Source organism: Acinetobacter sp. VT 511, assembly GCF_001077515.1.
GTDB lineage: Bacteria > Pseudomonadota > Gammaproteobacteria > Pseudomonadales > Moraxellaceae > Acinetobacter > Acinetobacter schindleri.
Genome location: NZ_LFRE01000059.1, coordinates 223,979 through 249,735 on the forward strand (window position 1 = coordinate 223,979; position 25,757 = coordinate 249,735).

The following is a 25,757-nucleotide window of genomic DNA, read 5'->3' on the forward strand; positions in this document are numbered from 1 at the left end:
ATAATTTCCTATTTGTTATTTATTCATTTTTAACTTTTTTCATGTTTTGTAGTGCGTGTTGAATGTCTTCAATCAGATCTTCCGGATGTTCTAATCCAATACAGAAGCGCACCAGGAAGCCTTCTTTCAAATGTGAATGTTCAAGCACACGCATATCTTTTAAGTTATATAGCATGACCAAGCTAACAGGACCACCCCAGCTAAAACCAAGCTTAAATAGTTTTAAGTTGTCACAAAAATTGCGGATATCTTGCAGTTCATATTTACTGTCAAAAATTACACTGACCAGGCCGGCACTATGACCTTCCTTGCAAATTTCTTTCCAATATTGATGACCTGCGCTATGCGGATCGGCTGGATGCAGTACCTGCACAAACTCCGCTTGCTGTTTTAACCAGGTGAGAATGTTGAGTGCACTACTGGATTGATGTGCATAACGCAGTTGCATGGAAGCAAGACTACGTTGCACCTGAGCAACGTCATCACCTGAGACAGCAATGCCTTGAATGGCATGTGCGCGGAACAATTGGTGATGCAGTTCTTTATCACGCGTGACCACTGAACCCATCAGAATGTCACCACCACCGCTTGGATATTTGGTCAGCGCATGTACGGATAAATCTACACTTAGGTGTTCATCACCAAAATCAAAGGCATTAAAGGCCAGACCCGCGCCCCAGGTATTGTCCAGTGCAGTCAGAATATTGTGTGCTTGAGCTTTCTTCACGAGGCCATTTAAATCCGGAAATTCCAGTGTGACTGAGCCAGCTGCTTCCAGCCAGATCAGTTTGGCTTTATCTGAAGGATTAAAGCTTTCCAGGCATAATGGATTATAAACTTGTACCTGAATGCCATAACGTGTTTCCAGGTTGCGTAGATGCTCCATGTTTGGGCCATAAATATTGTCCGGTACCCAAACTTCTTCTCCCTGACTTAAAAAACAGGAATTCACGAGATTAATCGCAGATAAACCGCTAGGTGCAAGCAGGTGATAGAGCCCACCTTCGAGCTGGGCAATGTTATCGCCTAAGGTAAATGTGGTTGGGGTACCATGTGTGCCATAGCTATAGTCATAATCATCGGTCCAATGGCGATTAAACAGGGCATCGGTATTGTTAAAAATAATGGTTGATGCACGATAGAGGGGAGGTTGAACCGTCGAAATGTACTGAGGGGCCTTTCGTGGTGCATGAATCAGGGCGGTTTGAGGATTTTTTTTCATGCTGCAGCTCATATCTGGAGTCAAAAACAGCTTTAGCTTAAGAGAATCTTTGCTTTAGTGCTACTTGCGTTATCAATTGTTTAAAAACCTCACATAAAATAAAAAGTTGGCTTCATTTTTGCAAAACCTAGCCTATATAGATACAAGAACAGGTTCGAGCGCATGAAGTCGCATTTACGAGTACATTATTTTCAGCATATTGCTGGTGAAGGTTTTGGTAGTTGTATTGATTTTTTAAAGCAGCATCAGGCGCAAATTACAGCGACTGAATTCTTTGCTTTACCTGTGGATCGTCCTTTGGAAATAGAAGCGCTACCTGCAGTAGAAGAAGTAGATTTGCTCATTATTATGGGCGGGACCATGAGTGTAAATGATGAAGCAAATTTCCCCTGGTTGAAAATAGAAAAACGCTGGTTACGTCGTTACTTGTCCCAGGGGAAGCCAGCGATTGGTTTGTGTCTAGGCGGACAGCTGATTGCCAATGCCTTGGGGGCAGCAGTCAGTTATAATCCAGAACAGGAACTGGGGTGGATGTCTGTCAGTAAAGTGGCCAATGTGCCAGCAGACTGTTTTAGTTTGCCTGAGCAATTCCGGATCATGCAGTGGCATAGCGAGACCTTTGAAATTCCCAAAGGGGCGGTACATCTGGCAGAAAATGAAGCCTGTCGCAACCAGATGTATCAATTGGGCAAAAATGTTCTCGGTTTCCAGTTCCATCCAGAAATAACCCCGGAAACCTTGGCCCTGTTTTTAGAAGATGAAGAGGAGTTGCTAAAATTTTCAGGAAAATATGTGCAACCTGTGCATGAGCTCAGAAAAAGTCCAAAATCTAATTTTATTGAAGGAAATCAAATGCTAAATCGCGCAATCGAATATGTGATAGAGAAATCTGCCTGAAGGGTGAAAAACAAACTCTTGATTTAGCAACCAAATTGATTGCAGACGAAAACCATAAAAGGCATTTGCTTATGCATTAAACAATGGCTATAATAGGCCACCCTTCGATAGGAAGGATGTTAACTGCGAAGAAAGTAGTTAACTATCGTTACAGTCGTGGCATCGATCATGACCTTAGTGATAATTCACTGCTCTTGACACTTACCTCAAAAATTAGTGGGGTGAGATGCGTCAAGAGTGATTCTTTATATATTTGGCTTGGAGTTTACTGGTATGTCTAACCAGAGAATTCGTATCCGTCTTAAGTCTTTTGATCACCGTCTAATTGATCAATCAGCTCAAGAAATCGTAGAAACAGCAAAACGTACTGGCGCACAAGTTTGTGGTCCAATTCCAATGCCTACACGCATTGAACGTTTTAACGTTTTAACATCACCACACGTAAACAAAGACGCGCGGGACCAGTACGAAATTCGTACTTACAAGCGTTTGATCGACATCGTTCAACCTACAGACAAAACTGTAGATGCATTGATGAAGTTAGATCTTGCAGCTGGTGTTGATGTTCAGATCGCATTGGGTTAAGGCTTTCGGGTTAATTAACGCTCTAAGTTAATTAGGCCGCTTTTTTAGAGGTTTATGCACATGGCTATTGGTTTAGTCGGTCGCAAGTGCGGTATGACACGTATCTTTACAGATGCTGGTGTTTCTGTGCCTGTTACAGTGATTGAGGTTGATCCTAACCGCATCACTCAAATCAAAACGCTTGAAACTGATGGTTATCAAGCGATTCAAATCACTACTGGTGAACGTCGCGAATCTCGCGTAACTAACGCTCAGAAAGGTCACTTCGCTAAAGCGGGTGTTGCTGCTGGTCGTCTGGTTCAAGAATTCCGCGTTTCAGAAGCTGAGCTTGAAGGTCGTGAAGTTGGTGGTACGCTTACTGTTGAGTTGTTCCAAGTAGGTCAAATCGTTGACGTAACTGGTACTTCTAAAGGTAAGGGTTTCCAAGGTGGTGTTAAGCGTTGGAACTTCCGTACTCAAGATGCTACTCATGGTAACTCTGTTTCTCACCGTGTTCTAGGTTCTACAGGTCAAAACCAGACTCCTGGTCGCGTGTTCAAAGGCAAAAAAATGGCTGGCCATTTAGGTGCTGAACGCGTAACTACACAGGGTCTTGAAATCGTTGCTATCGACACTGAACGTTCAGTTCTAGTGGTTAAAGGCGCGGTTCCTGGTGCTACTGGTGGCGACGTAACTGTTCGTCCTACGATCAAGGCCTGAGGGGAAATAACGTGAATTTAAATACTGTTTCCGGCTCTGCTGTTGAATTATCAGAAGTTGCGTTCGGTCGTGAATTTAATGAAGCTCTTGTACACCAAGTTGTTACAGCTTACCTAGCTGGTGGTCGTCAAGGTTCTAAAGCTCAAAAATCACGCGCAGACGTTTCTGGCGGTGGTAAAAAACCATTCCGTCAAAAAGGTACTGGCCGCGCTCGTGCTGGTTCTATTCGTAGCCCAATCTGGGTTGGCGGTGGTAAAACTTTTGCTGCTCGTCCACAAGACTGGTCTCAAAAAGTAAACCGTAAAATGTACCGCGGTGCTATGCAATGCATCCTGGCTGAACTTGTTCGTCAAGATCGCTTAGTTTTAGTTGAAGAGTTTGCTGTTGCAGCTCCAAAAACTAAAGAATTGCTTGCAAAACTTAACGACTTAAATGCGACTCGTGCATTGATCGTTACTGATGCTGTTGATGAGAACTTGTATCTAGCTGCTCGTAACCTTCCACACGTAGATGTGGTTGATGCGACTGCAATCGATCCTGTTAGCTTGATCGCGTTCGATAAAGTTGTTATGTCTGTAGCTGCTGCTAAGAAAATTGAGGTAGAACTCGGATGAACAACGAACGTTTATATCAAGTCCTGCAAGGACCTGTTTTCTCAGAAAAAGCACAAGTTTTAGGTGAAACTGCTGGTGTTCAAGTTTTTAAAGTTGCCACTGATGCAACTAAACTTGAAATCAAAAAAGCAGTTGAGCAATTGTTTGGTGTTCAGGTTGTTAAAGTTAACACTACGATCACTAAAGGTAAAACTAAACGCTTTGGTAAAACTATCGGACGTCGTTCTGATGTTAAAAAAGCATACGTCACCCTGAAAGCTGGCCAAGATGTAGAAATGGCTGACTTGGGCGATGCCGCTGAAAGCGCAGCGGAATAAGGACGAAAACTATGCCTATTCAAAAATGTAAGCCAACGTCTCCAGGACGTCGCTTTGTAGAGAAAGTCGTTCACGACCATCTTCACAAAGGTGCTCCTTATGCTCCACTAGTTGAAGCTAAAAAACGTACTGGCGGCCGTAATAACAACGGTCACATTACGACTCGTCACGTTGGTGGCGGTCACAAGCAACACTACCGTATCGTAGACTTCAAACGTAACAAAGACGGCATCCCAGCTGTAGTTGAGCGTATCGAATACGATCCAAACCGTTCTGCGCACATTGCGTTGTTGAAGTATGCTGACGGTGAACGTCGCTACATCATCGCGCCTAAAGGTTTACGCGCTGGTGATTCAGTACAATCTGGTAACGATGCTCCAATTCGTCCAGGTAACTGCTTACCACTTCGTAACATGCCTATCGGTTCTACTCTTCACAACATCGAGCTTAAAATCGGTAAAGGCGCACAGTTAGTACGTTCTGCTGGTACATCTGCTCAATTGTTGGGTCGTGACGGTTCATACGCTATCATCCGTCTTCGTTCAGGTGAGATGCGTAAAGTACACGTTGAATGTCGCGCTGTGTTAGGTGAAGTATCTAACTCAGAAAGCAACCTTCGTTCATTGGGTAAAGCTGGTGCAGCGCGCTGGCGTGGCGTTCGTCCTACCGTTCGTGGTATGGCGATGAACCCGGTAGATCACCCGCACGGTGGTGGTGAAGGTCGTAGCAAAGGTATTCAACCTGTAAGCCCATGGGGTCAAAAAGCTAAAGGGTACAAGACACGTACCAACAAGCGTACGACTAAGATGATTATTCGCGACCGTCGCGTTAAGTAACAAGTAAAGGAATCTGACAATGCCTCGTTCTCTGAAAAAAGGCCCATTCGTCGATGCGCACTTGTTCGCTAAGGTTGAAGCGGCTATCGCGGCTAATAACCGTAAGCCGATCAAAACTTGGTCGCGTCGTTCGATGATCCTCCCGGATTTTGTTGGTTTAACAATTTCTGTACACAATGGCCGTAACCATGTTCCAGTGATCATCTCTGAACATATGGTTGGACACAAGCTTGGTGAATTTGCACCGACTCGTACCTACCGTGGTCACGGTGTTGACAAGAAATCTAAACGTTAATAGGTGCTATGATGGAAGTAACTGCTAAATTACGCGGTGCCGCTATCTCGGCACAAAAAGCTCGTTTGGTTGCAGATCTTATCCGCGGCAAATCTGTTGCGCACGCACTTAACATTTTGAACTTCAGCAACAAAAAAGCTGCAGTCCTGGTTAAGAAAGCGTTAGAGTCTGCAATTGCAAACGCTGAACACAATAACAGTTTAGATGTAGACGACCTTAAAGTTTCTACGATCTACGTTGATGAAGGCATGAGCCTGAAACGTATTATGCCACGTGCTAAAGGCCGTGCAGATCGTATTACTAAGCGTACTTGTCACATTACCGTTAAGGTAGGGGTTTGATATGGGTCAGAAGGTTCATCCAATCGGTATCCGCCTAGGTGTTGTGAAACGTCATAACGCTAACTGGTATGCGAGTCCGAAACAATACGCTGAATACTTGCTTAAAGATTTGCAAGTTCGTGAGTTTTTAACTAAAAAACTTAAGAATGCAATGATCAGCAATATTCTTATCGAACGTCCTACAGGCGCTGCTAAAGTAACTATTAGCACTGCTCGTCCTGGTATCGTTATCGGTAAAAAAGGCGAAGACATTGAGAAATTACAACGCGAATTAACATCTATCATGGGTGTTCCTGCGCAAGTAAGCATCAACGAAATCGATCGTCCAGACTTAGACGCACGTCTTGTTGCTGAAGCTATCGCTTCTCAATTAGAAAAACGTGTAATGTTCCGTCGTGCTATGAAGCGTGCGGTTCAAAACACAATGCGTGCTGGCGCTAAAGGTATCAAAGTTGAAGTTTCAGGCCGTTTAGGTGGTGCTGAGATCGCTCGTACTGAGTGGTATCGTGAAGGTCGTGTACCTCTACATACACTTCGTGCAGACATCGACTATGCTACTATGCGTGCTGAAACTACTTACGGTACGATTGGTGTTAAAGTTTGGATCTTCCGTGGTGAGATCTTGGGCGGCATGAAACAAGTCATGAACCCGGCTCCAGCTGAAGAACGTCCAGCTAAACGCGGTCGCGGTCGTGGTGAAGGTCAAGAGCGTCGTGGTCGTCGCAATGATCGTTCTGCTGAAAAAGGAGAATAATCCATGTTGCAACCTAAACGTATGAAATTCCGTAAGGTGCAAAAAGGCCGTAACACTGGTCTTGCACACCGCGGTAGTTCAGTATCTTTCGGTACAATCGCTCTTAAATCAATTGAACGTGGTCAAATGACTGCGCGTCAAATTGAAGCAGCGCGTCGTACTATCAGCCGTCGTATTAAACGTGGTGGTAAGATCTTTATCCGTGTCTTCCCAGACAAACCTATTACTTCTAAACCTCTTGAAGTTCGTATGGGTAAAGGTAAAGGTTCTGTGGAATACTGGGTTTGCCAAATCAAACCAGGTAAAGTCTTGTACGAAATTGATGGTGTTAACGAAGAATTAGCTCGCGAAGCATTTACGCTTGCAGCTGCTAAACTTCCGTTTAAAACCACTATCGTGACTCGGACGGTAATGTAATGAAAACTAAAGATCTACGTGAAAAGTCGGTAGAAGAGTTGACAGCTTTGCTTGATGAGCAACAGCTTAACCAATTCCGTCTTCGTATGGCGAAAGCAACTGGTCAATTGGGTAAATCGCACGAAGTGCAATTAACTCGCAAGACTATTGCTCGTATCAAGACCCTCCTTACCGAAAAACAGGGGAACGGACAATGAGTGAACAAACAGTCCGCACGTTAACAGGCAAAGTAGTAAGCGACAAAATGGACAAGTCTATTGTTGTGCTTATCGAACGTCGTGTTCAACACCCGTTGTATGGCAAATCAATCCGCCGTTCAACAAAATTACATGCTCATGATGAAAACAACACAGCTAAAACTGGTGATGTTGTAACAATCAAAGAAAGCCGCCCAATTTCTAAAACTAAGTCTTGGACTCTAGTTGAAGTTATTGAAGCAGCTGCTGAGTAATTAACGTTCTTGTTGCATCATCGGTCAAATTCGAGTACTCTTTGAGCCTTTCGAATTTGCGACCGGTGATGCTCGGTTTTGGAGTAGGGCAATGATTCAGACCGAAACTATGCTCGACGTAGCAGACAACAGTGGTGCTCGCCGCGTACAATGTATTAAAGTACTTGGTGGTTCACATCGTCGTTATGCTTCTGTTGGCGACATTATTAAAGTTACTGTAAAAGAAGCAATTCCACGCGCACGTGTTAAAAAAGGTGACGTGATGAATGCAGTTGTGGTTCGTACTAAATTCGGCATCCGTCGTCCAGATGGTTCAGTGATTCGTTTCGACGATAACGCTGCTGTTATTTTGAACAACAACAAAGCGCCGATTGCAACTCGTATTTTCGGACCAGTGACTCGTGAACTTCGTACTGAACAGTTCATGAAAATTATTTCATTGGCTCCTGAAGTTCTATAAGAGGCAATCATGGCTAAGATTAAAAAAGGCGATCAAGTAATTGTGATTGCAGGTAAAGAAAAAGGCAAACAGGGTACTGTTCTGTCTGTTTCAAATGACCAAGTGAAGGTAGAAGGTCTTAACCTAGTTAAGAAACATCAGAAGCCTAACCGAGCTACTGGCGCTGAAGGCGGCATCGTAACTCAAGAAGCTTCTCTTCACATCTCAAACGTGGCACTTTTTAATGCTACAACCCAAAAGGCTGACCGTGTTGGTTACCAAGTGATTGATGGCGTGAAAACTCGCGTATTCAAATCAAATGGTGAATCAGTGGCGGTAGCGAAGTAATAGGTTGAAAAAGGCAATGGCCAGACTTAAAGCACGTTACAACGACGAACTTAAAGCTCAATTACAAGAACAATTGGGTGTTAAGAATGTGATGGAGATCCCTCGCATCACTAAAATCACTATCAACATGGGTGTTGGCGCAGCTGCTGCTGACAAGAAACTCCTTGATGGTGCTCTTTCTGATATGCAAGCTATCGCTGGTCAAAAACCAGTACTTACGTTAGCTCGTAAATCTATCGCTGGTTTCAAAATCCGTGATGGTTGGCCGATTGGTTGTAAAGTTACTTTACGCGGCGAACGCATGTACGAATTCTTAGACCGTTTGATCTCTATTGCGATTCCTCGTATCCGTGACTTCCGTGGTTTCTCAGCGAAATCATTTGATGGTCGTGGTAACTACTCAATGGGTCTTAAAGAACAGATCATGTTCCCTGAGATCGATTTTGACAAGATTGACCGTATTCGTGGTATGGACATTACCATCACTACGACTGCTCGCACCGATGACGAAGGCCGTGCGCTTATGCGTGCATTCGGCTTCCCGTTCAAATAAGAGGTCGAAATGGCTAAGAAAGGTATGATTAATCGCGAATTGAAACGCGAAGCTACTGTTGCTAAATACGCTGCAAAACGTGCTGAATTAAAAGCTGTTATTGCTAATGTAAATGCATCAGACGAAGAACGTTTCGAAGCGATGATGAAATTACAAGCATTACCACGTAATGCATCTCCAGTACGTCTACGTAACCGTTGTGGTTTAACTGGTCGTCCTCATGGTTACTTCCGTAAGTTCGGTTTAAGCCGTAACATGGTACGCGAAAAAGTAATGCAAGGTGATGTACCTGGCGTTGTTAAGGCAAGCTGGTAAGGAGCACTATAAATGAGTATGCAAGATACCGTTGCCGACATGCTAACACGTGTTCGTAACGCACAAATGGCGAAGAAACAAACTGTTTCTATGCCTAATTCTAAGTTGAAGGTTGCTATTGCAAATGTTCTTCAACAAGAAGGTTACATTTCAAACGTAGAAGTTGCTGATGTTGAAGGCAAAGCAACTTTAACAATTACGTTAAAATATTTTGAAGGCAAACCAGTTATCGAAACTGTGAAACGCGTAAGCCGTCCAGGTCTACGTCAGTATCGCGGTAAAGATGCACTTCCAAGCGTTAAGCAAGGTTTAGGTATTGCAATTGTTTCTACAAGCAAAGGCATCATGACTGATCGCGCTGCACGTGCTGCAGGCATTGGTGGTGAAGTTATTGCTTTTGTTTCTTAATAGGTGATTCCTCATGTCTCGTGTGGCTAAAGCCCCAGTAACTGTACCTAACGGTGTAGCAGTTACTCAGAACGGCCGGCAGGTCGAAGTGAAAGGCACTAAAGGTACATTGTCTTTCAACCTGCATGCGCTGGTCGAGCTAAAACAGGAAGACGGTACTCTAGTTATTGCTCCTAAAGCTGAATCTAAAGACGCTTGGATGCAGGCTGGTACTGCTCGCGCTGTGCTTAACAACCTTGTTAAAGGTGTTAGCGAAGGTTTCGAACGTAAGTTACAACTTATCGGTGTTGGTTATAAAGCTGCGGTTAAAGGTAACATTGTTAACCTTAACCTTGGTTTCTCTCACCCGATTGACTACAACCTTCCTGAAGGTGTAACTGCAGAAACTCCTACAGCGACTGAAATTATCCTAAAATCTGCTGATAAAGCGAAATTAGGTCAAGTTGCTGCGGAAATCCGTGGTTACCGTCCACCAGAGCCGTATAAAGGTAAAGGTGTTCGTTATTCTGACGAAGTTGTACTTCGTAAAGAAGCTAAGAAGAAATAAGGCGCGAGGTTCTTATGAACGAAAAGAAACAATCCCGTTTGCGTCGTGCGAAAAGCACACGCTTGCACATCCGTGCATTGGGTGCGACTCGTTTGTGTGTAAACCGCACTCCGCGTCACATCTATGCTCAAGTTATCTCAGCAGATGGTGGCAAAGTATTAGCGCAAGCTTCTACACTAGACGCTACTCTACGTGCTGGTACAACTGGTAATGTTGAAGCAGCTCAAAAAGTAGGTGCTTTAATCGCAGAACGCGCTAAGGCAGCTGGTGTAACTAAAGTTGCATTTGACCGTTCTGGTTTCAAATATCATGGTCGTATCAAAGCCTTGGCTGATGCTGCTCGTGAAAACGGCTTGGAGTTCTAATCATGGCTAAAGTTGAACAAAACGAAGGTCTTGTTGAAAAGCTGGTTGCCGTTGATCGTGTAGCCAAAGTTGTTAAGGGTGGTCGTATCTTCTCTTTCACAGCATTAACTGTGGTAGGTGATGGTAATGGTCGCGTAGGTTTTGGTCGTGGTAAAGCACGTGAAGTTCCAGCTGCTATTTCTAAAGCACTTGAAGCTGCTCGTCGCAACATGATCACTGTAGATCTTGCTGGTACGACTTTACAACACCCTGTGAATGCTCGTCACGGTGCAAGCCGTGTTTACATGCAGCCTGCTTCTGAAGGTACTGGCGTAATCGCTGGTGGCGCTATGCGTGCCGTTCTTGAAGCTGCTGGTGTACACAACGTACTTGCTAAATGTTACGGTTCTACTAACGCTGCTAACGTAGTTAACGCGACTTTCAAAGGTCTGCGTGACATGACTTCTCCTGAGAAAGTTGCTGCGAAACGTGGTCTTTCAGTAGAACAAATTCAAGGGTAATAATCATGAAAACGATTAAAGTTACCCAGACTAAATCTGCATCGCATCGCTTGAAAAATCACAAGCTGAGCCTTAAAGGTTTAGGTCTGCGTCGTATTGGTCATACTGTTGAAGTGTTAGACACTCCATCTAACCGTGGTATGATCAACCAAGTCTACTATATGGTTAGTGTAGAGGAATAAGCCATGACTCTGCGTTTAAATTCTATTGCACCTGCAGAAGGTGCTAAGCGTGACAACCTGCGTCTAGGCCGTGGTATCGGTTCTGGCGTTGGTAAGACCGGTGGCCGTGGTGTCAAAGGTCAAAACTCACGTAAGAGCGGTGGTACTCGTCCAGGTTTCGAAGGCGGTCAAACAGCACTTTATCGTCGTTTGCCTAAATTCGGTTTCACTAGCCAACAGGCTTTGAAAACTGCTGAAGTACGTTTATCTGAGCTTGCTAAAGTTGAAGGTGATATCGTGTCTCTAGAAACTTTAAAAGCTGCGAACGTTGTACGTAAAGACATGACTCGTGCACGTATCGTACTTTCTGGTGAAATTACTCGCGCATTCACTGTACAAGGTGTTGTGTTGACTAAAGGCGCTAAAGCTGCTGTTGAAGCTGCTGGCGGTAAAGTCGAGGAGTAATCTCCAGTGTCTATGTCTCCTAGTTCTTCAGGTCATGTCAACATGATGAAAGGCCAACCATTTCATGTGAAATACCGTGAAATTATTCGTCGAATGATGTTTCTCATTGGTGCGTTGTTGGTGTTTCGACTGGGAGCACATATTCCAGTACCGGGCATTAACAATGCTGCGCTGGAGAATTTGTTTAATGCAAACCAAGGTACGATCCTTGGTTTGTTTAACATGTTCTCTGGTGGTGCATTGGAGCGAATGTCTATTCTTGCTCTTGGGATTATGCCATACATCTCTGCATCGATTATCGTGCAGCTGATGTCAACAGTCGTTCCTTCGCTGGAAGCTTTAAAGAAAGAAGGCGAGCAAGGCAAACGTAAAATAAATCAATACACACGACAGGGCACACTGTTCCTTGCATTTGTGCAAGCGGTCGGTATGTGCGCGGGCTTGATCAGCCAGGGAATTACCCTGACCTCTGGTCTGGCTTTTTATGTTCCTGCGGTAACCTCATTGGTTGCGGGGACCATGTTCCTGATGTGGTTGGGTGAACAGATTACCGAGCGTGGGGTGGGGAATGGTATTTCCATGATCATCTTCGCAGGTATTGTTGCAGGTCTGCCAACTTTGGTTATGCAGTCCCTGACTTCTGTCGATAATGGTCAGTCTAGTCTTATTGGTCTGGCGATATTTGCATTGTTATCCATCGCCGTGCTTGCAGCAATTGTGTTTATCGAGAAGGCGCAACGTCGTATTCCGGTCAACTATGCTCAGAAGCAGCAGGGTCGTCGCGTATTTACTGCACAGCAGACACATTTGCCATTAAAAATTAATATGGCCGGTGTGATTCCTGCAATTTTTGCAAGTTCATTGCTTTTGTTCCCAGCGAGCTTAGGTCAGTGGGTTGGCAGTGCAGATCCTGATGCAGGAATTATCAAGCGTAGTCTGCAAGATTTGGCATTGGTGTTGTCGCCTGGTCAGCCGTTGTATTTGGTGCTCTTTGGTGCGTTAATTATCTTTTTCTGTTACTTCTATACTGCGCTAGTATTTAGCCCGAAAGAAGTGTCAGAAAACTTGAAACGCAGCGGAGCTTACGTGCCTGGTATTCGTCCAGGTGAGCAAACTGCTCGTTACTTAGATCATATTCTCAATCGTTTGACCTTCATTGGCGCGATTTACATCACTGTCATCTGTTTAATGCCGATGATCTTGCAGAGCTCTTTTGGTATTCCATTCAGCTTGGGCGGAACATCGTTGCTAATCGTGGTAGTGGTGGTGATGGACTTTATGGCTCAGCTACAAGCACATCTCACTTCGCATCAGTATGACAATCAAACATTAATGAGAAAAACGACTGCTCATCCTAAGGGATAGCGCACTTAGAGGTTTCATCATGAAAGTACAAGCTTCTGTAAAGAAAATTTGTGGTAGCTGTAAAGTTATCCGTCGTAATGGGGTTATCCGCGTAATTTGTAGCGCAGAACCTCGTCATAAGCAGCGTCAAGGTTAATCTGATCAAGACCTGTTGATTTCAGTAGGCGAATTAGGTTATTATCCGCCCCTCAAGATTTTTGTGGGGCGGTTGATTATCTCTACTGCCTTTTTGGAGAAAATTGAATGGCTCGTATTGCCGGTGTAAACATTCCGGATAACAAGCATGCTGTTATCTCTCTAACGTATATCTTTGGTATTGGTCGCCATACTTCAAAAGCTATCTTAGCTGCTGCAGGTATTGCTCCAACGACTAAGATCCGTGAATTAGATGACGCTCAGCTTGATGCGATTCGTGCAGAAGTTGCCAAGGTTCCGACCGAAGGTGATTTACGTCGCGAAATTTCCATGAACATCAAACGTTTAATGGATTTAGGCTGCTACCGCGGTCTTCGTCATCGTCGCAGCTTGCCTGTCCGCGGTCAACGCACCAAAACTAACGCACGTACCCGTAAAGGTCCGCGCAAACCAATTAAGAAATAAGATTTCTGGAAGCTAAAAGATGGCTAAAGATACTCGCACACGCAAGAAGGTCACTCGTACCGTCTCTGAAGGTGTTGCACACATTCACGCTTCTTTTAATAACACCATTGTGACTATTACCGATCGTCAAGGTAATGCACTGGCTTGGGCCACTTCAGGTGGACAAGGCTTCCGTGGATCACGTAAATCAACTCCGTTCGCTGCTCAGGTAGCTGCTGAAGTTGCTGGTAAAGCAGCTTTGGATTACGGTTTGAAAAACTTGGACGTCCTTGTTAAAGGCCCTGGTCCAGGTCGTGAATCTGCGGTTCGTGCTTTAGGTGCAGTGGGTTATAAAATTAATAGCATTACCGATGTGACTCCAATTCCTCACAACGGTTGCCGTCCACCTAAAAAACGTCGCGTGTAAGGAGAAACATTCATGGCTCGTTATATTGGTCCAAAATGCAAACTCTCTCGCCGCGAAGGGACAGACCTGCAATTAAAATCTGGCGTTAAACCATTTGACGTTAAGACTAAAAAACATGCTAAAGCGCCTGGCCAACACGGTGGTGCGCGTGGCAGCAAACAATCTGAGTACTCACTACAATTACGTGAAAAACAAAAAGTACGTCGTATGTACGGTGTTTTAGAGCGTCAATTTAGTAACTACTATAAAGAAGCAGCTCGTGTTAAAGGCGCAACTGGCGAGAACTTGTTAAAGTTACTTGAAAGCCGACTTGATAACGTTGTTTATCGCATGGGTTTTGGTTCTACACGTGCTGAAGCTCGTCAGTTAGTATCTCACCGTTCAATCACTTTAAATGGCCGTCGCGTTAACATCGCGTCTATCCAAGTTAAAGCTGGTGACGTGATTGCAGTTCACGAAGGCGCTAAACAACAATTACGTATCAAAAACGCAATTGAATTAGCTGCTCAACGTGGCATTCCTTCTTGGATGGAAGTAGATCATTCTAAACTAGAAGGTACGTTCAAAGCTGCACCGGATCGTTCTGATTTACCTGCTGAAATCAACGAAAGCTTGATTGTAGAATTGTATTCTAAATAATCCTTGAGGTAGCAATATGACGCGTACTGCAAATGAGTTTCTAACTCCGCAAGCGATCAAGGTCGAAGCGGCAAGCGGGACCTCGGCAAAAGTTATTCTAGAACCCTTAGAGCGTGGCTTTGGTCATACTCTGGGCAATGCTTTACGTCGCATCCTTCTGTCTTCTTTGCCTGGCGCTGCTGTGGTTGAAGTTGAGATTGAAGGTGTTGAGCACGAGTACAGTACTTTGGAAGGCTTGCAGCAGGACATCGTCGAGCTCTTGCTGAACCTAAAAGGATTGTCTATTAAGCTGTTCGATCAAAATGAAGCTTATTTAACATTAGAGAAACAAGGTCCAGGCGATGTAACTGCGGCTGACCTTCGTTTACCTCATAATGTTGAAGTGGTTAACCCTGAACACTTGATCGGCACATTAAGTGCTTCAGGCAATCTTAAGATGCGCCTGAAAGTGGCTCAAGGCCGTGGCTACGAGACTTCTGACTCACGTTTCCCAGAAGGCGAGACTCGCCCAGTGGGTCGTTTACAGTTAGATGCCTCTTACAGCCCGATCAAACGTGTGTCTTACACAGTTGAAAATGCTCGTGTAGAACAACGTACTGACCTTGATAAACTGATCATTGATCTTGAAACTAACGGTACAGTTGATCCTGAAGAAGCAATCCGCAAAGCGGCAACAATCTTGCAACAACAAATTGCAATCTTTGTTGACCTTCAGAAAGATCAAGCTCCTGTTGCTCAAGAACCTCGTGAAGAAGTTGATCCGATTTTGCTTCGTCCAGTAGATGATCTAGAGCTAACTGTTCGTTCTGCTAACTGTTTGAAAGCAGAAAACATTTACTACATTGGTGATCTTGTACAGCGTACTGAGGTTGAGTTGCTTAAAACTCCTAACCTGGGTAAAAAATCGCTTACTGAGATCAAAGATGTTCTGGCTTCTAAAGGCTTACAACTCGGCATGCGTTTAGAGAACTGGCCACCAGCTAGTCTCCGTATGGACGATCGTTTCGCCTATCGTAGCCGTTAATTAAGTAGGACTATCACCATGCGTCATCGTAATAGTGGTGTGAAATTAGGCCGTACAAGCAGTCATCGTAAAGCGATGTTCCAAAACATGGCTAACTCTTTGTTCGAGCACGAGTTGATCAAAACAACTGTGCCTAAAGCAAAAGAATTACGCCGTGTTGCTGAGCCTTTAATCACTTTAGCTAAAGTCGATACAGTAGCAAACCGTCGTTTGGCGTTTGCTCGTACTCGTTCAGCTGCAACTGTTGGTAAATTATTTACCGTTCTTGGCCCTCGTTACAAAGAGCGTAACGGCGGTTATCTACGTGTTCTTAAAGCGGGCTTCCGTGCAGGTGATGCTGCACCGATGGCTTACGTTGAGCTAGTAGATCGCGAAGTTAACTAATTTCGTGAAGAGCAGCAAACGTTGTTCGGAAAGGTCGGTTGTATAAACCGGCCTTTTTTAATGCCTAAAATTTATCTTTTTATAAATTGATTATCGGTTTAGCTATAAAAATGTCCCCAAAAGATAAAAAAAATAGGGCAAACATACAAACTTGACATGGAGTATTGTCAGTTTTGTGCTTTAATAAAATAAATTCCAAACTTGGGTTAAAAGAAGAATATGGAAAAACAGGTTGATATCTTAATTATGGGTGCAGGTATCTCGGGAATTGGTTTAGCAGCACATCTCTCTAAAAATTGTCCGAAGCGTTCTTTTGAAATTATTGAACGTCGGGAAAGCGTAGGTGGTACTTGGGATTTATTTAAATATCCGGGCATCCGTTCAGATTCTGATATGTCGACTTTCGGCTTTAATTTTAAACCTTGGAAAAAAGCCAGCGTGTTGGCTGACGGTGCATCAATTAAGAACTATCTGTCTGAAGTAGTAGAAGAATGCCAACTTGAATCCAGAATTCATTATCAGCACCGTGTTTTAAATGCCAATTATGATACGCATACGCATAAATGGTCAGTGAAAATCGAAAATGCTCAAGGTAAGACTGAAACTTGGGTAGCGAATTTTGTTTTGGGTTGTACTGGTTATTATAATTATGACCAAGGTTTTCAACCAGAATTTCCAAATCAGGATGCATTTAAAGGAACTTTTATTCATCCGCAACATTGGCCTGAGAACTTCGATTATAGCGGTAAAAAAGTGGTAATTATTGGTAGTGGTGCAACTGCTATTACGTTAGTTCCAGCGATGGTCAAAGGTGGAGCAGGCCATGTGACTATGTTGCAGCGTTCACCGACCTATATTGCTTCTGTACCCTCCATTGATATGGTCTATGACAAGATGCGTAAATATCTGTCTGAAGATATGGCTTATAAGCTTACCCGTGCACGAAACATTGGTATGCAGCGCGGGATTTATGCGCTGGCACAAAAACAGCCGAAATTGCTTAAAAAGCTGCTTTTAAATGCGGTGAAGTTCCAACTTAAGGGTAAGGTGGATATGAAACACTTTACCCCGGACTATGAGCCTTGGGATCAGCGTCTGTGCGTGGTACCGGATGGAGATTTATTCAAAATTTTACGTGAAGGTCGTGCATCGGTAGAAACTGACCATATCGAGAGATTTACTGAAACCGGTATTCAGCTTAAATCCGGTAAACATCTTGATGCCGATATTATCGTATCAGCAACAGGATTAAATATTCAGATTTTGGGCGGGATGCAGGCTTCCATCGATGGCAAGCCCATCGATACTTCCAAACATATGCTGTATCGTGGCGTGATGGTGAGTGATATTCCGAATATGGCGCTGATTATTGGCTATATCAATGCATCTTGGACACTGAAAGTAGACATCGCAGCCGAATATATCTGCCGTCTGCTGAACTATATGGATATGAACGGTTTTGATGAGGTATTACCAGAAGGTAATGCTGCAGAGTTACTCGAAGATACGGTGATGGGTAGCCTGACCTCAGGTTATATTGCCCGTGCCGCAAACGTCATGCCAAAACAAGGTAAGCATGGCCCTTGGCGTGTCAGCAATAATTATTTAGCTGACCGTAAAGATCTTAAAACTGCAACTTTCGAGGATGATATTCTTCAGTTTAAATCTAAAGTTGAACAGGGAAAAGTTAACGGCAAAAAAGTTAAACCACGTCTGGTATCTTAATATCTGAACCTATAGAAAAGGAGCATTAAATGCTCCTTTTGTTATCTGTTTATATGATCTGAATTAAATTGCTCGTGAGATCAATTCTTTCATGATTTCATTGGTTCCAGCATATATACGGTTCGCACGATGATCGATGTAGGCACGAGCAATTGGATATTCCAGCATATAGCCATATCCACCATGCAGTTGCAGACATTCATCGACTACCTTACTGAACATTTCTGAAATTTTGTATTTTGCGGCAGCAGCTGCATCTACGCCTAGCTGTTGCTGTAACTGTTGTTGCATACAACAATCCAGATAAGCTCGACAGATTTCGATTTCAGTACGTAGTTCAGCCAGCTTAAAACGAGTATTCTGAAATGCTGAGATAGGTTTGCCAAAAGCCTGACGTTCCTTAGTGTATTTCACCGTATGCGCAAAAGCAGCTTCAGCGCCTGCCTGACAGATCATTGCCACAATCAGGCGTTCCCAAGCCAGTTCTTTCATCAGCATCATAAAACCCATACCGGGCATACCCAATAAATTTTCTTTAGGAACACGCACGTTATCAAAGAATAATTCACAGGTATCCTGGCCTTTCATGCCGATTTTATTCAGCGGTTTGCCTTTACTAAAACCAGCACGGTCAGCTTCCACCATGATCAATGAAAGATTGGCTGAGCCTTTGTCACTATCGCCTGTTTTACACACCACAATTGCCATATCGCAAAGATAACCGTTGGTGATAAATATTTTCGAGCCATTAATCACATACTCATTACCCTCCAACACGGCACTGGTGCGTACAGCCTGAAGATCTGAACCTGTGCCGGGTTCAGTCATCGCAATCGCAGTAATCACTTCGCCACTGGCCATTTTTGCTAGCCATTGCTGTTTCTGGGCTTCATTGCCGAAATTCAGAATATAATTCGCGACGATATCGGAATGTAGGGAAAAACCGGTCGCTGAATCACCGGCATAAGCTTGTTCTTCAATCAGAATCATACTGTAAAGCCGATCCCCACCTGAACCACCATATTGTTCTGGTAAAGTCGGGCAAAGTAGCCCTAGGCTTCCTGCCTTATTCCACAGCTTGCGATCTACGTGTTGTTGCTGTTCGAAGCGTTCGGTATGCGGAATGACTTCCTTTTCATAGAATTTGCGCACCGTCTCGCGGAAAGCATCATGCTCAGCATTAAACAAAGTACGCGGTAAAAGATGCGGCAGTGGTCGAATCGCAGCAGATTGCATGATCAGGATTCCTTGTTCTGGTTATTGTTCTCATGAACATAAGGGCAGGGTCTATCTGGGGACAATGTGCGAAATGTACAAAATACAGATAATGCTGATGCTTTCCGCCAATTCCCTCGAAAATTACTTGGCGCTTAGGTAAACTACTCATGTTTTTAACACGTTGGGGAAATATGATGACTGAAGACATCAGCCTGGAAGAGCGTAAAGTGATTTACCGCGCACGTCGTGGTCTTAAAGAGTTGGATGTGTATTTTGATCCCTATGTCAAAAACTGCTATTTGACAGCAGACCCATTTGAAAAAGAAATGTTTGCTGAACTCGTAGCGCAAGAAGACCCGGACCTGCTGGACTGGTTTATGGAAGTATCCGAACCGCCACGCCCTGAATTACGTGAGTTTATTAACAAGCTTAAACACTACGTTCATGGATAATCGTTGTTATCAGCTGAAACGCAGCCTGCTTGCACTTGCGTTTCAGTTTTTCATTTTTATTGTGTTGATGTTTGTGATGTACCAGTTATTGCCCTTATGGCTATGGGGAATCTGTCTGGTTGCAGGACTGATCATCTATCATCTGTTTTATCGCAAGCGTCCGCAGATCGCCCAGTTTGAATATTTGGATGGTCGGGAATGGACCATTACCCATCATGATCAGCGCATACAGCGTGCCCAGATCAGTCATGTGATTGATCACCAAGCTTATCTGGTGGTGTATTTTCAGCATGCCAAAGTACCGCCATTGCTGATCTGGTGTGACCAGTTACCAACACAACAATGGAAGTCATTGAAAGTCCTTACGAAAATGATCTGATTGCCAGACAATCGGTATTTTCATCAAAATTAAAATTAAAATTATATATTTTTCAAATTCTTATCTTTATATACTGATCCTTTGTCAGACAATTCACATAATTCTTTGGAAAATATTTGAATTGTCTGACAATTTTCTTAATTGCTTTTATTTTAAACAGGTACATTTGAATCACCGAAGTCAACAGAGGAGATTAATATGGAATTTCCAACGTGGATATTTCCAGTAATCGCGGTAATTCTGGCACTGGTCATTGGACGACTCGGCACTATAGTTAGGGAACAAATTTCAACTCAATCACATTAACAAGCTAAAACGATAAGTTAAAGCTTTCCCAGTTAATAAGTAGCATGTGCTGAACCGTCGCAATGCTACTTTTTTTTGCCCAAAATTCAGTATTTCTTTCGATCAAGTCAATTGCAGAACCGGTAATCAATGGCAAAGTGACTCATCTAATTTAGAGTAAATACTCTTTAATTCATATAGTTCATCTGCTATGTTTAGCAGCATGGACATAATCACAATTATAGAGGACAGGAAAATGTCAAAAGTCCAACAAATATGCCAGGGTATGGCGGCCATAGTAATAACAACAACGGCTTTAACAGGTTGCTCACAGGTGGTTAAAACGGGTGCCAATGTGGCGCTGGGTTTCACTGAAAAACATATAGTGCCACCAATTCTGGCGATGGATGATGCAGAAATGGTGTGTAATTCAGGCAATGCCTTAACACCAGCGATCATGTCAACCAAGGAGATGGGGGCAGATCCGACCCGTGTTGCAGTACTGATGTACTCTGCAGCCGGTATTTGTGCGGAGCAGAAAGCGCTAGATGCCGAACTACGCTATATGCGTGCATCTAAAGCCAATCAGGTTACTGAGGCGCAGGATGCTCGCGTAGAGCAGAAACGTTGGGCAGCATTGGCTGCACAGCGTCAATATACCGGTTACCAGATGTTCCAGAAGCGTTACGAGAAAAAATATAATGTCGCGCTGGGTGAGAGTTGCCCAACCTTGAAGGGTGATACAGAACAGACTGTCTATCTGCTGGGCATGCTCAGTGGCCTACAAGCCATGACCAATGATATTAACTCGGGTGGAGCGGTGCAGGTACCGAAGGACATCGCTGCTGTGGTAGAACGCGGGATGACCTGTCTGAACAATGAAAAATTCTGGGGCGCACCAAATGCTACACGTGCCGTGATCTGGACCTTGTTGCCAGGCGCAGGTGATGGCAAGCCGGATCCATATCAGACCTTGAAACAGTCGACCCAGATTGGTGAACAGAAAGGTGTGCGTTTATCACATGCACTTTATGCCGTAGCTGCTCAGGCATCAGGTGATGATGCCAAGTTACGTGATGCGCTGAAAACTTTTGCACAGGCACGTTCTGATGAAAAGCCGGTCAATCCACAATTCAAGCTGATCGACAGTATGGCTTCGATTATGGTGGGTGGCATTGCAGACCGTTACTGGACCGAGCATACCGGCGTTCGCACTGGAGACGATGGCATGCAACGTTTCTGGGATGAAGCGGATACAGCATCTGACCTTGATGATCTGTTTAATGCGGATTCCTGATCCAGTCAGGTCCGTACGTTAAGGCGGACCTAAATTGACATACGTTAAGGGACTAAGCGATGCAGATGCATGATCACTATCTTCGTAACAAGATTGTCTTTCTGGCAGTCTTTGTTGCTTTCTGCGCATGGCTGCAGATATTTAAAGATAGTTTTATCTTTTGGCAAGCTAGCCTGATAAGTGAGCCCTGGCGGCTGTGGACGGCACATTGGGTGCACGTTGGCTGGACGCACTATTTCCTGAATATGCTGGCCTTTATCTGCTTGCCCTTTATCTTTCCACGTGTTTCGGTGTGGAACTTCGTCAGTATTCTACTGGTCTTGCCTCCGCTGATCAGTCTTAGCTTTTATTATTTCCTGCCAGATATCGAGGCTTATGCTGGACTGTCGGGTGTCTTGCATGGTGCGTATGCCGCCGTGGCCTGTGTGCATCTGTTGTATAAGAAAGAACGCAGTTTTGCAGCCTTGGTATTGTTTCTGATTTTTGCCAAGCTGGTCTGGGAAAATACCATCGGCAGTGAGGGCACGGCCCAATTGATTGGTAGTCCGGTACTGGTTGAAGCGCATTTGCTGGGTGTGATCTGGGGGATTGTAGTAGCTAATCTATATATCATTGGTAATTACTGGCTGGATCAATGATGCAGTTGGCATAAATAACAAAAAAGAAAATGCAAATTGTCATTTTCATTTTGCACAGTCTGGTGCAGAGTCAGAAGCATAATAATCAGATTGGTCTGTAAATCGGACTTACAAGACAAAGGGAAAGGGAAGCCAAGTATGGTGGACATTCCCAGAGAATAACAATAGGAATACACATGCAAAATGATGCTGAAAACAGATCGGGAATAGGTCTGTTGCGTTATATCTGGACAGAATGGATCTCGACATTTGTCGTACTGGTCTTGCTGTTACTGACTCTTGTCATTGGTACGGGTGAAATGATCCATGGGCAATTGCTGCGCATGGGTGAACGGCTTTATGGCGACCCAGCTACGGGGATGCAGTATTCATTCCTACGTGCTGAACCAACCCGACCGCAATGTGAACGGAACATCGATGTCGATAGCCGTGTCCAACAGCAGATGAAAGCTGATGCTGCCGATGAATATGCCGATTTTTTTGGCGTGCGTTCCGAGGCGGATGTACGTGCAGCAGTCATGCAGGCGCAACAGGTTTGTGAAGAGTCCCATGCTTTCTATACCCAAGCCATAAATCATATCAATGCTCATCCGAGTATTCGTGCTTACCGTAGCTTTGAAACCAGTTTCTTTGGTCTGTTCAAGTTTGGTGTGGAAAACCGTGCGTTGCTGCTGGTGATTATGGTGGTATTTGCTGCCATTAGTGCGACCCTAAAAACTCATCATATTGGTCTGCGCAGCCCAGCCACCAAAATTGATTTCCGGGTCTATACACTGGCTATGCTTGTCGCGAATGCTTTCCTGGCATTCTCCTCCTATAGCCAGTATCAGTCAGTACTGAACTCTGGCGTGGCCATGGGAGAGATGAAATACATCTACTGGCTGTGGATGATTCTGTTTAGCACCTTAACCCTGATCAGCTTGTTCCAGGTGATTAAGTTGCCGAAGCCTACCCGTGAAGGCGGCAGTTTTGGTCTGGCTTTCCTGAGCGTACCGCTGTATGCCTATATGGCCATCAGTACCGGGATTAACTTTACCTTCTTCATGGATTATCCAATGGGGCAAGGGATTTATCTAGGTCAGCTGGTCGAGTTCTCTAGCATCTTCCTGAACCTGGCGCTGTTTATCTGGGCCGGCATGTTGCTGAAACAGACCCGTGTCGTGGATATGTTCCTGAATATTCTGCGTCCATGGAATCTGGCACCGGAAACCCTGACCTGGTTAATCCTGTTGGCAGCTGCATTGCCAACCGCTTATACCGGGGCATCAGGGATCTTCGTGATTGCTGCTGGTGCGATTATCTATAAGGAAGTCTGGAATGCCGGCGGTCGCCGTCAGTTTGCCTTGGCAGCTACTGCCATGTCGGGTTCTCTGGGTGTCGTATTACGTCCATGTCTATTGATTGTGGTTGTAGCCTCATTAAATAAAGAAGTAACGACAGACTTGCTGTATCACTATGGTGTGTATGTATTCTTACTAAGTTCGACCCTGTTCCTGGTAATTTCACTGTTTTTTGCTGAAAGCAAGTTCCGTATTGCCCCAGCAGGCGTAGCAGCACCACAATCAGGTCGTGCCTTCCTGGCTGTGATTCCATACATCGTGATCTTTGTAATGATCTGGATGTTCTACAAATACGCATTGTCGACCAATCTGAACGAGTTCACTGCACCAGTGATGATGCCAGTCATCCTGTTAATGATTGTACTGTATGACAAACTGCGCCATCAGCCTGCACCAATACCACCAGTAGGACATTGGGATGAAAGTCTCAATATGAATCTGAATGGAATTGGTGGTACAGCGGTACAGTCTGAATCGTCACCTGGTTCATCCTTACGTCAGTTCGGTTTCTGGAAATCCATGCATATCTCCAGCAGCGAAACGGTCGGGCATATCGGTGCACTGGTCATTTTGATGGCTTTGTCCGTCAGCGTCGGCGGTTTGCTGGAACGTCTGGAAATCATGGAAGCTTTCCCGACAGATATAAACAGCATGATTCTGGTCATTACCATGATTGTTGGTTTGATGATCTTTGTGGGCATGATCATGGATCCGTTCGGCGCCGTGATTCTGATTTCCGCAACGGTAGCACCCGTAGCGTACCAATATGGTATTCATCCGGTACATTTCTGGATGATTACCCTGATTGGCTTTGAACTGGGGTATGTGACACCACCAGTAGCACTGAATCATCTGCTGGCCCGGCAGTCGATTGGCGATGCCGAAGTGGCAGAAGCAGATGCAGAGGTACGACATTTGTCCTTCTATTACCGCTATGAGCGTTGGATTCTACCCGTAATTGTGTTACTGCCAGCAATGCTGATCATTGCCTATGTACCCTACCTGTTCAAGCTGTTCGGCTGGTATCACTAACATCGGATATTAAAAAAGCACCTACGGGTGCTTTTTTATTGCTGCCTTTAAGAGGACGGATGATTTCGTTTAAAGTGGTTTTGTAATAGGGGGCTACACAGTAAAATGGCTGAGAAAATCAGGGCCAGTCCAAGCAGGCTCATAATATCGGGGATTTCTTTCCAGAAGATATAGCCCCAAATTCCGGCAAAAATGATCGCCACATAGTTGACAGGTCCGATCTGTCCGGCAGGTGCCAGCTTGTAGGCATTGGACATCAGGATCTGGCTGATATTGGCTAAAACGCCTGCTGCAATCAGATAAGCCAGTTCAGTCAGATGATAAGGGCGCCAGTGCCAGAACATCGGAATCACTGAAACTAGTGTGCCAATAAAGCAAAAATAGAACACGATCCGTTCTGGTGGTTCAGTATCTGTCAGCGCACGTACAGTGACAAAAGCCATAGCCGCTAAAAAGCTGGCACTGAGTCCAATCACTGACATGAGATTAAACAGCCCCGAATCTGGCTTTGTTACACACAAGACACCAATAAATCCGATAGCAGCGGCAAGCAGCATCGCTTTGGTGATCTTTTCTTTTAAAAATAGCCAGGCAATGAACGGAATGAAAATTGGAGAGGAATAGGTAAACACCATGGCATTAGACAGCTTGAGATGGGCAATGGCATAGAAGAAACCATACATTGCCATTAAACCCACCACAGAACGCCAGACATGCATCCATAACTTTTCAGTTTTAAAGAAACCGACACCTTTACGGAGCAGCAAAGGTAGGAATAACAACATACCCACCGCATTACGGAAAAATACGACAGTCGCGTTATCAACCGTATGTGAAGCATAACGAATACACACCCCCATCATAGAGAACAGCAAAGCCGAGCAGGTGAGTAGAAGGATGGCTTTAATCAGATCAGAAGGGGGTGCGCTGGGCATAAGAAAGCATCGCTAGAAGATTGTGGAATATTCTAGCGAACTATTTTGATCAAAAATTATGAATTTTCTGCAAGTTGGGCTTCCAGCAGCTTGAGCTGTTCTTCCTTCAGCCTGATCAGTTCATCGGCATCCTTGTGCTGAGCATCTAGCATGGCTTTTTGCTCATCTAGCTGTGACTGGATATCTTCCAGACGGGATATTTCCTCTTTGGCCAGTGCAGGATTTTCAGGTACTGGAGCTTTAATGGGATCGTCCTGTACCAATCGATTGGCAAGATTTGCTTCTGTTTCAATTGGAGCTACTTGAGCCGTTGCCTCAGTCTTAATAGGCTCTTGAGCAGGAGTAACTGTTACAGTTTCCTGTTCAGGTATTCCCTGAGATGAAGATGCACTAAACCACTGATAAGCAAATACCAGAATCACGACAGTAACTAAAGCCCCAATAATCCCCATTAAAAGTTTAGAACTATGCCTTTGCTCTACACTCATATGTTCAACCTTATTTATTTT

At 44.4% G+C, this 25,757-nt stretch carries 38 protein-coding genes and 1 pseudogene; 35 read left to right on the forward strand and 4 right to left on the reverse strand.

Annotated elements, in window-relative coordinates; all coding sequences use genetic code 11:
• Positions 1-19: 19 nt before the first annotated feature.
• Positions 20-1,222, reverse strand: coding sequence for a PLP-dependent transferase (locus tag ACS72_RS08270; protein ID WP_048881821.1), 1,203 nt, complete (start codon positions 1,220-1,222; stop codon positions 20-22).
• A gap of 162 nt (positions 1,223-1,384) precedes the next feature.
• Here ACS72_RS08270 and ACS72_RS08275 point away from each other — a divergent pair, with 162 nt between their 5' ends.
• The 30 genes and pseudogenes from ACS72_RS08275 (at position 1,385) to ACS72_RS08415 (ending at position 17,672) form a co-directional block, all read left to right on the forward strand.
• Entirely contained in the window at positions 1,385-2,119 is a 735-nt protein-coding gene (locus ACS72_RS08275) for a type 1 glutamine amidotransferase (RefSeq protein WP_048881822.1), read from the forward strand.
• A gap of 273 nt (positions 2,120-2,392) precedes the next feature.
• A complete protein-coding gene (gene rpsJ, locus ACS72_RS08280; protein WP_000070912.1) occupies positions 2,393-2,704 on the forward strand; it encodes a 30S ribosomal protein S10 in 312 nt (103 codons plus the stop codon).
• Positions 2,705-2,764: 60 nt separating this feature from the next.
• A complete protein-coding gene (gene rplC, locus ACS72_RS08285; protein ID WP_004809812.1) occupies positions 2,765-3,403 on the forward strand; it encodes a 50S ribosomal protein L3 in 639 nt (212 codons plus the stop codon).
• An 11-nt stretch (positions 3,404-3,414) separates the two neighbouring features.
• Positions 3,415-4,017, forward strand: coding sequence for a 50S ribosomal protein L4 (gene rplD, locus ACS72_RS08290; protein WP_004786925.1), 603 nt, complete (start codon positions 3,415-3,417; stop codon positions 4,015-4,017).
• Positions 4,014-4,334, forward strand: a complete 321-nt coding sequence (rplW, locus tag ACS72_RS08295; RefSeq protein ID WP_004809809.1) for a 50S ribosomal protein L23 — start codon at positions 4,014-4,016, stop codon at positions 4,332-4,334. The genes rplD and rplW overlap by 4 nt, the downstream gene beginning before the upstream one ends.
• Before the next feature lie 11 nt (positions 4,335-4,345).
• A complete protein-coding gene (gene rplB / locus ACS72_RS08300) occupies positions 4,346-5,170 on the forward strand; it encodes a 50S ribosomal protein L2 (RefSeq protein WP_004809807.1) in 825 nt (274 codons plus the stop codon).
• Positions 5,171-5,189: 19 nt separating this feature from the next.
• Entirely contained in the window at positions 5,190-5,465 is a 276-nt protein-coding gene (gene rpsS, locus ACS72_RS08305) for a 30S ribosomal protein S19 (RefSeq protein ID WP_004673001.1), read from the forward strand.
• A gap of 11 nt (positions 5,466-5,476) precedes the next feature.
• The gene (gene rplV / locus ACS72_RS08310; RefSeq protein ID WP_001982638.1) at positions 5,477-5,806 is read left to right on the forward strand and encodes a 50S ribosomal protein L22; all 330 of its coding nucleotides are present in this window, start codon (positions 5,477-5,479) and stop codon (positions 5,804-5,806) included.
• 1 nt (position 5,807) lies between these two features.
• Positions 5,808-6,585 (forward strand): annotated as a pseudogene (rpsC, locus tag ACS72_RS08315) (30S ribosomal protein S3).
• Positions 6,564-6,977, forward strand: coding sequence for a 50S ribosomal protein L16 (rplP, locus tag ACS72_RS08320; RefSeq protein WP_004809805.1), 414 nt, complete (start codon positions 6,564-6,566; stop codon positions 6,975-6,977). The pseudogene rpsC and the gene rplP overlap by 22 nt, the downstream one beginning before the upstream one ends.
• On the forward strand, positions 6,977-7,174 hold the full coding sequence (rpmC, locus tag ACS72_RS08325) for a 50S ribosomal protein L29 (RefSeq protein ID WP_004786915.1): 198 nt from the start codon (positions 6,977-6,979) through the stop codon (positions 7,172-7,174). The genes rplP and rpmC overlap by 1 nt, the downstream gene beginning before the upstream one ends.
• Entirely contained in the window at positions 7,171-7,428 is a 258-nt protein-coding gene (rpsQ, locus tag ACS72_RS08330) for a 30S ribosomal protein S17 (RefSeq protein WP_004809803.1), read from the forward strand. Before rpmC ends, rpsQ begins: the two co-directional genes overlap by 4 nt.
• 91 nt (positions 7,429-7,519) lie before the next feature.
• On the forward strand, positions 7,520-7,888 hold the full coding sequence (gene rplN / locus ACS72_RS08335) for a 50S ribosomal protein L14 (protein ID WP_001982634.1): 369 nt from the start codon (positions 7,520-7,522) through the stop codon (positions 7,886-7,888).
• A 9-nt stretch (positions 7,889-7,897) separates the two neighbouring features.
• Positions 7,898-8,215 (forward strand): 50S ribosomal protein L24, encoded by a 318-nt coding sequence (rplX, locus tag ACS72_RS08340; RefSeq protein ID WP_004809797.1) that lies wholly within the window; start codon positions 7,898-7,900, stop codon positions 8,213-8,215.
• A gap of 16 nt (positions 8,216-8,231) precedes the next feature.
• Positions 8,232-8,768, forward strand: a complete 537-nt coding sequence (rplE, locus tag ACS72_RS08345; RefSeq protein WP_004809796.1) for a 50S ribosomal protein L5 — start codon at positions 8,232-8,234, stop codon at positions 8,766-8,768.
• Between the two features lie 9 nt (positions 8,769-8,777).
• A complete protein-coding gene (gene rpsN / locus ACS72_RS08350; RefSeq protein WP_004809795.1) occupies positions 8,778-9,083 on the forward strand; it encodes a 30S ribosomal protein S14 in 306 nt (101 codons plus the stop codon).
• Between the two features lie 12 nt (positions 9,084-9,095).
• Positions 9,096-9,491 (forward strand): 30S ribosomal protein S8, encoded by a 396-nt coding sequence (gene rpsH, locus ACS72_RS08355; protein WP_004809793.1) that lies wholly within the window; start codon positions 9,096-9,098, stop codon positions 9,489-9,491.
• Positions 9,492-9,504: 13 nt separating this feature from the next.
• The gene (rplF, locus tag ACS72_RS08360) at positions 9,505-10,038 is read left to right on the forward strand and encodes a 50S ribosomal protein L6 (RefSeq protein ID WP_004809790.1); all 534 of its coding nucleotides are present in this window, start codon (positions 9,505-9,507) and stop codon (positions 10,036-10,038) included.
• A gap of 14 nt (positions 10,039-10,052) precedes the next feature.
• On the forward strand, positions 10,053-10,403 hold the full coding sequence (rplR, locus tag ACS72_RS08365) for a 50S ribosomal protein L18 (RefSeq protein WP_004281497.1): 351 nt from the start codon (positions 10,053-10,055) through the stop codon (positions 10,401-10,403).
• Between the two features lie 2 nt (positions 10,404-10,405).
• Positions 10,406-10,903 carry a 30S ribosomal protein S5 gene (rpsE, locus tag ACS72_RS08370; RefSeq protein ID WP_004657688.1) on the forward strand — a complete coding sequence of 166 codons (498 nt, stop codon included), beginning with the start codon at positions 10,406-10,408 and terminating at the stop codon, positions 10,901-10,903.
• Positions 10,904-10,908: 5 nt separating this feature from the next.
• Entirely contained in the window at positions 10,909-11,085 is a 177-nt protein-coding gene (rpmD, locus tag ACS72_RS08375) for a 50S ribosomal protein L30 (RefSeq protein WP_004809788.1), read from the forward strand.
• A gap of 3 nt (positions 11,086-11,088) precedes the next feature.
• Entirely contained in the window at positions 11,089-11,529 is a 441-nt protein-coding gene (rplO, locus tag ACS72_RS08380; RefSeq protein ID WP_048881823.1) for a 50S ribosomal protein L15, read from the forward strand.
• A 45-nt stretch (positions 11,530-11,574) separates the two neighbouring features.
• On the forward strand, positions 11,575-12,894 hold the full coding sequence (gene secY / locus ACS72_RS08385) for a preprotein translocase subunit SecY (RefSeq protein ID WP_171056626.1): 1,320 nt from the start codon (positions 11,575-11,577) through the stop codon (positions 12,892-12,894).
• A gap of 19 nt (positions 12,895-12,913) precedes the next feature.
• A complete protein-coding gene (rpmJ, locus tag ACS72_RS17385; protein ID WP_000867907.1) occupies positions 12,914-13,030 on the forward strand; it encodes a 50S ribosomal protein L36 in 117 nt (38 codons plus the stop codon).
• A gap of 107 nt (positions 13,031-13,137) precedes the next feature.
• Positions 13,138-13,494 carry a 30S ribosomal protein S13 gene (gene rpsM, locus ACS72_RS08390; protein WP_004281492.1) on the forward strand — a complete coding sequence of 119 codons (357 nt, stop codon included), beginning with the start codon at positions 13,138-13,140 and terminating at the stop codon, positions 13,492-13,494.
• Positions 13,495-13,513: 19 nt separating this feature from the next.
• Positions 13,514-13,900, forward strand: a complete 387-nt coding sequence (gene rpsK / locus ACS72_RS08395; protein ID WP_001040166.1) for a 30S ribosomal protein S11 — start codon at positions 13,514-13,516, stop codon at positions 13,898-13,900.
• 12 nt (positions 13,901-13,912) lie between these two features.
• Entirely contained in the window at positions 13,913-14,539 is a 627-nt protein-coding gene (gene rpsD, locus ACS72_RS08400) for a 30S ribosomal protein S4 (protein WP_004809780.1), read from the forward strand.
• A 16-nt stretch (positions 14,540-14,555) separates the two neighbouring features.
• A complete protein-coding gene (rpoA, locus tag ACS72_RS08405; RefSeq protein ID WP_004809777.1) occupies positions 14,556-15,563 on the forward strand; it encodes a DNA-directed RNA polymerase subunit alpha in 1,008 nt (335 codons plus the stop codon).
• An 18-nt stretch (positions 15,564-15,581) separates the two neighbouring features.
• Entirely contained in the window at positions 15,582-15,947 is a 366-nt protein-coding gene (gene rplQ / locus ACS72_RS08410) for a 50S ribosomal protein L17 (protein WP_004786886.1), read from the forward strand.
• Between the two features lie 219 nt (positions 15,948-16,166).
• Positions 16,167-17,672, forward strand: a complete 1,506-nt coding sequence (locus ACS72_RS08415; protein WP_048881824.1) for an NAD(P)/FAD-dependent oxidoreductase — start codon at positions 16,167-16,169, stop codon at positions 17,670-17,672.
• Between the two features lie 63 nt (positions 17,673-17,735).
• Here the strand turns inward: ACS72_RS08415 and ACS72_RS08420 are convergent, their stop codons facing one another.
• Complete coding sequence (locus tag ACS72_RS08420) at positions 17,736-18,908, reverse strand: acyl-CoA dehydrogenase family protein (RefSeq protein ID WP_048881825.1); 1,173 nt, start codon at positions 18,906-18,908, stop codon at positions 17,736-17,738.
• Positions 18,909-19,084: 176 nt separating this feature from the next.
• Here ACS72_RS08420 and ACS72_RS08425 point away from each other — a divergent pair, with 176 nt between their 5' ends.
• The 5 genes from ACS72_RS08425 to ACS72_RS08445 all read left to right on the forward strand — a co-directional run bounded on the left by ACS72_RS08425 (position 19,085) and on the right by ACS72_RS08445 (position 24,313).
• Positions 19,085-19,342, forward strand: a complete 258-nt coding sequence (locus tag ACS72_RS08425) for a succinate dehydrogenase assembly factor 2 (RefSeq protein ID WP_008302635.1) — start codon at positions 19,085-19,087, stop codon at positions 19,340-19,342.
• Positions 19,335-19,721 (forward strand): hypothetical protein, encoded by a 387-nt coding sequence (locus tag ACS72_RS08430; RefSeq protein ID WP_048881826.1) that lies wholly within the window; start codon positions 19,335-19,337, stop codon positions 19,719-19,721. Before ACS72_RS08425 ends, ACS72_RS08430 begins: the two co-directional genes overlap by 8 nt.
• Before the next feature lie 541 nt (positions 19,722-20,262).
• The gene (locus tag ACS72_RS08435; RefSeq protein WP_034592054.1) at positions 20,263-21,303 is read left to right on the forward strand and encodes a hypothetical protein; all 1,041 of its coding nucleotides are present in this window, start codon (positions 20,263-20,265) and stop codon (positions 21,301-21,303) included.
• A gap of 65 nt (positions 21,304-21,368) precedes the next feature.
• Positions 21,369-21,941 carry a rhombosortase gene (rrtA, locus tag ACS72_RS08440; RefSeq protein WP_048881851.1) on the forward strand — a complete coding sequence of 191 codons (573 nt, stop codon included), beginning with the start codon at positions 21,369-21,371 and terminating at the stop codon, positions 21,939-21,941.
• Between the two features lie 176 nt (positions 21,942-22,117).
• Complete coding sequence (locus tag ACS72_RS08445; protein WP_048881827.1) at positions 22,118-24,313, forward strand: TRAP transporter large permease subunit; 2,196 nt, start codon at positions 22,118-22,120, stop codon at positions 24,311-24,313.
• A 47-nt stretch (positions 24,314-24,360) separates the two neighbouring features.
• On the opposite strand, the gene ACS72_RS08450 is transcribed toward ACS72_RS08445, so the two are convergent.
• Both ACS72_RS08450 and ACS72_RS08455 read right to left on the reverse strand, forming a co-directional pair.
• A complete protein-coding gene (locus ACS72_RS08450; protein WP_048881828.1) occupies positions 24,361-25,248 on the reverse strand; it encodes a DMT family transporter in 888 nt (295 codons plus the stop codon).
• A gap of 56 nt (positions 25,249-25,304) precedes the next feature.
• Positions 25,305-25,736 (reverse strand): hypothetical protein, encoded by a 432-nt coding sequence (locus ACS72_RS08455; RefSeq protein ID WP_048881829.1) that lies wholly within the window; start codon positions 25,734-25,736, stop codon positions 25,305-25,307.
• Positions 25,737-25,757: the final 21 nt, after the last annotated feature.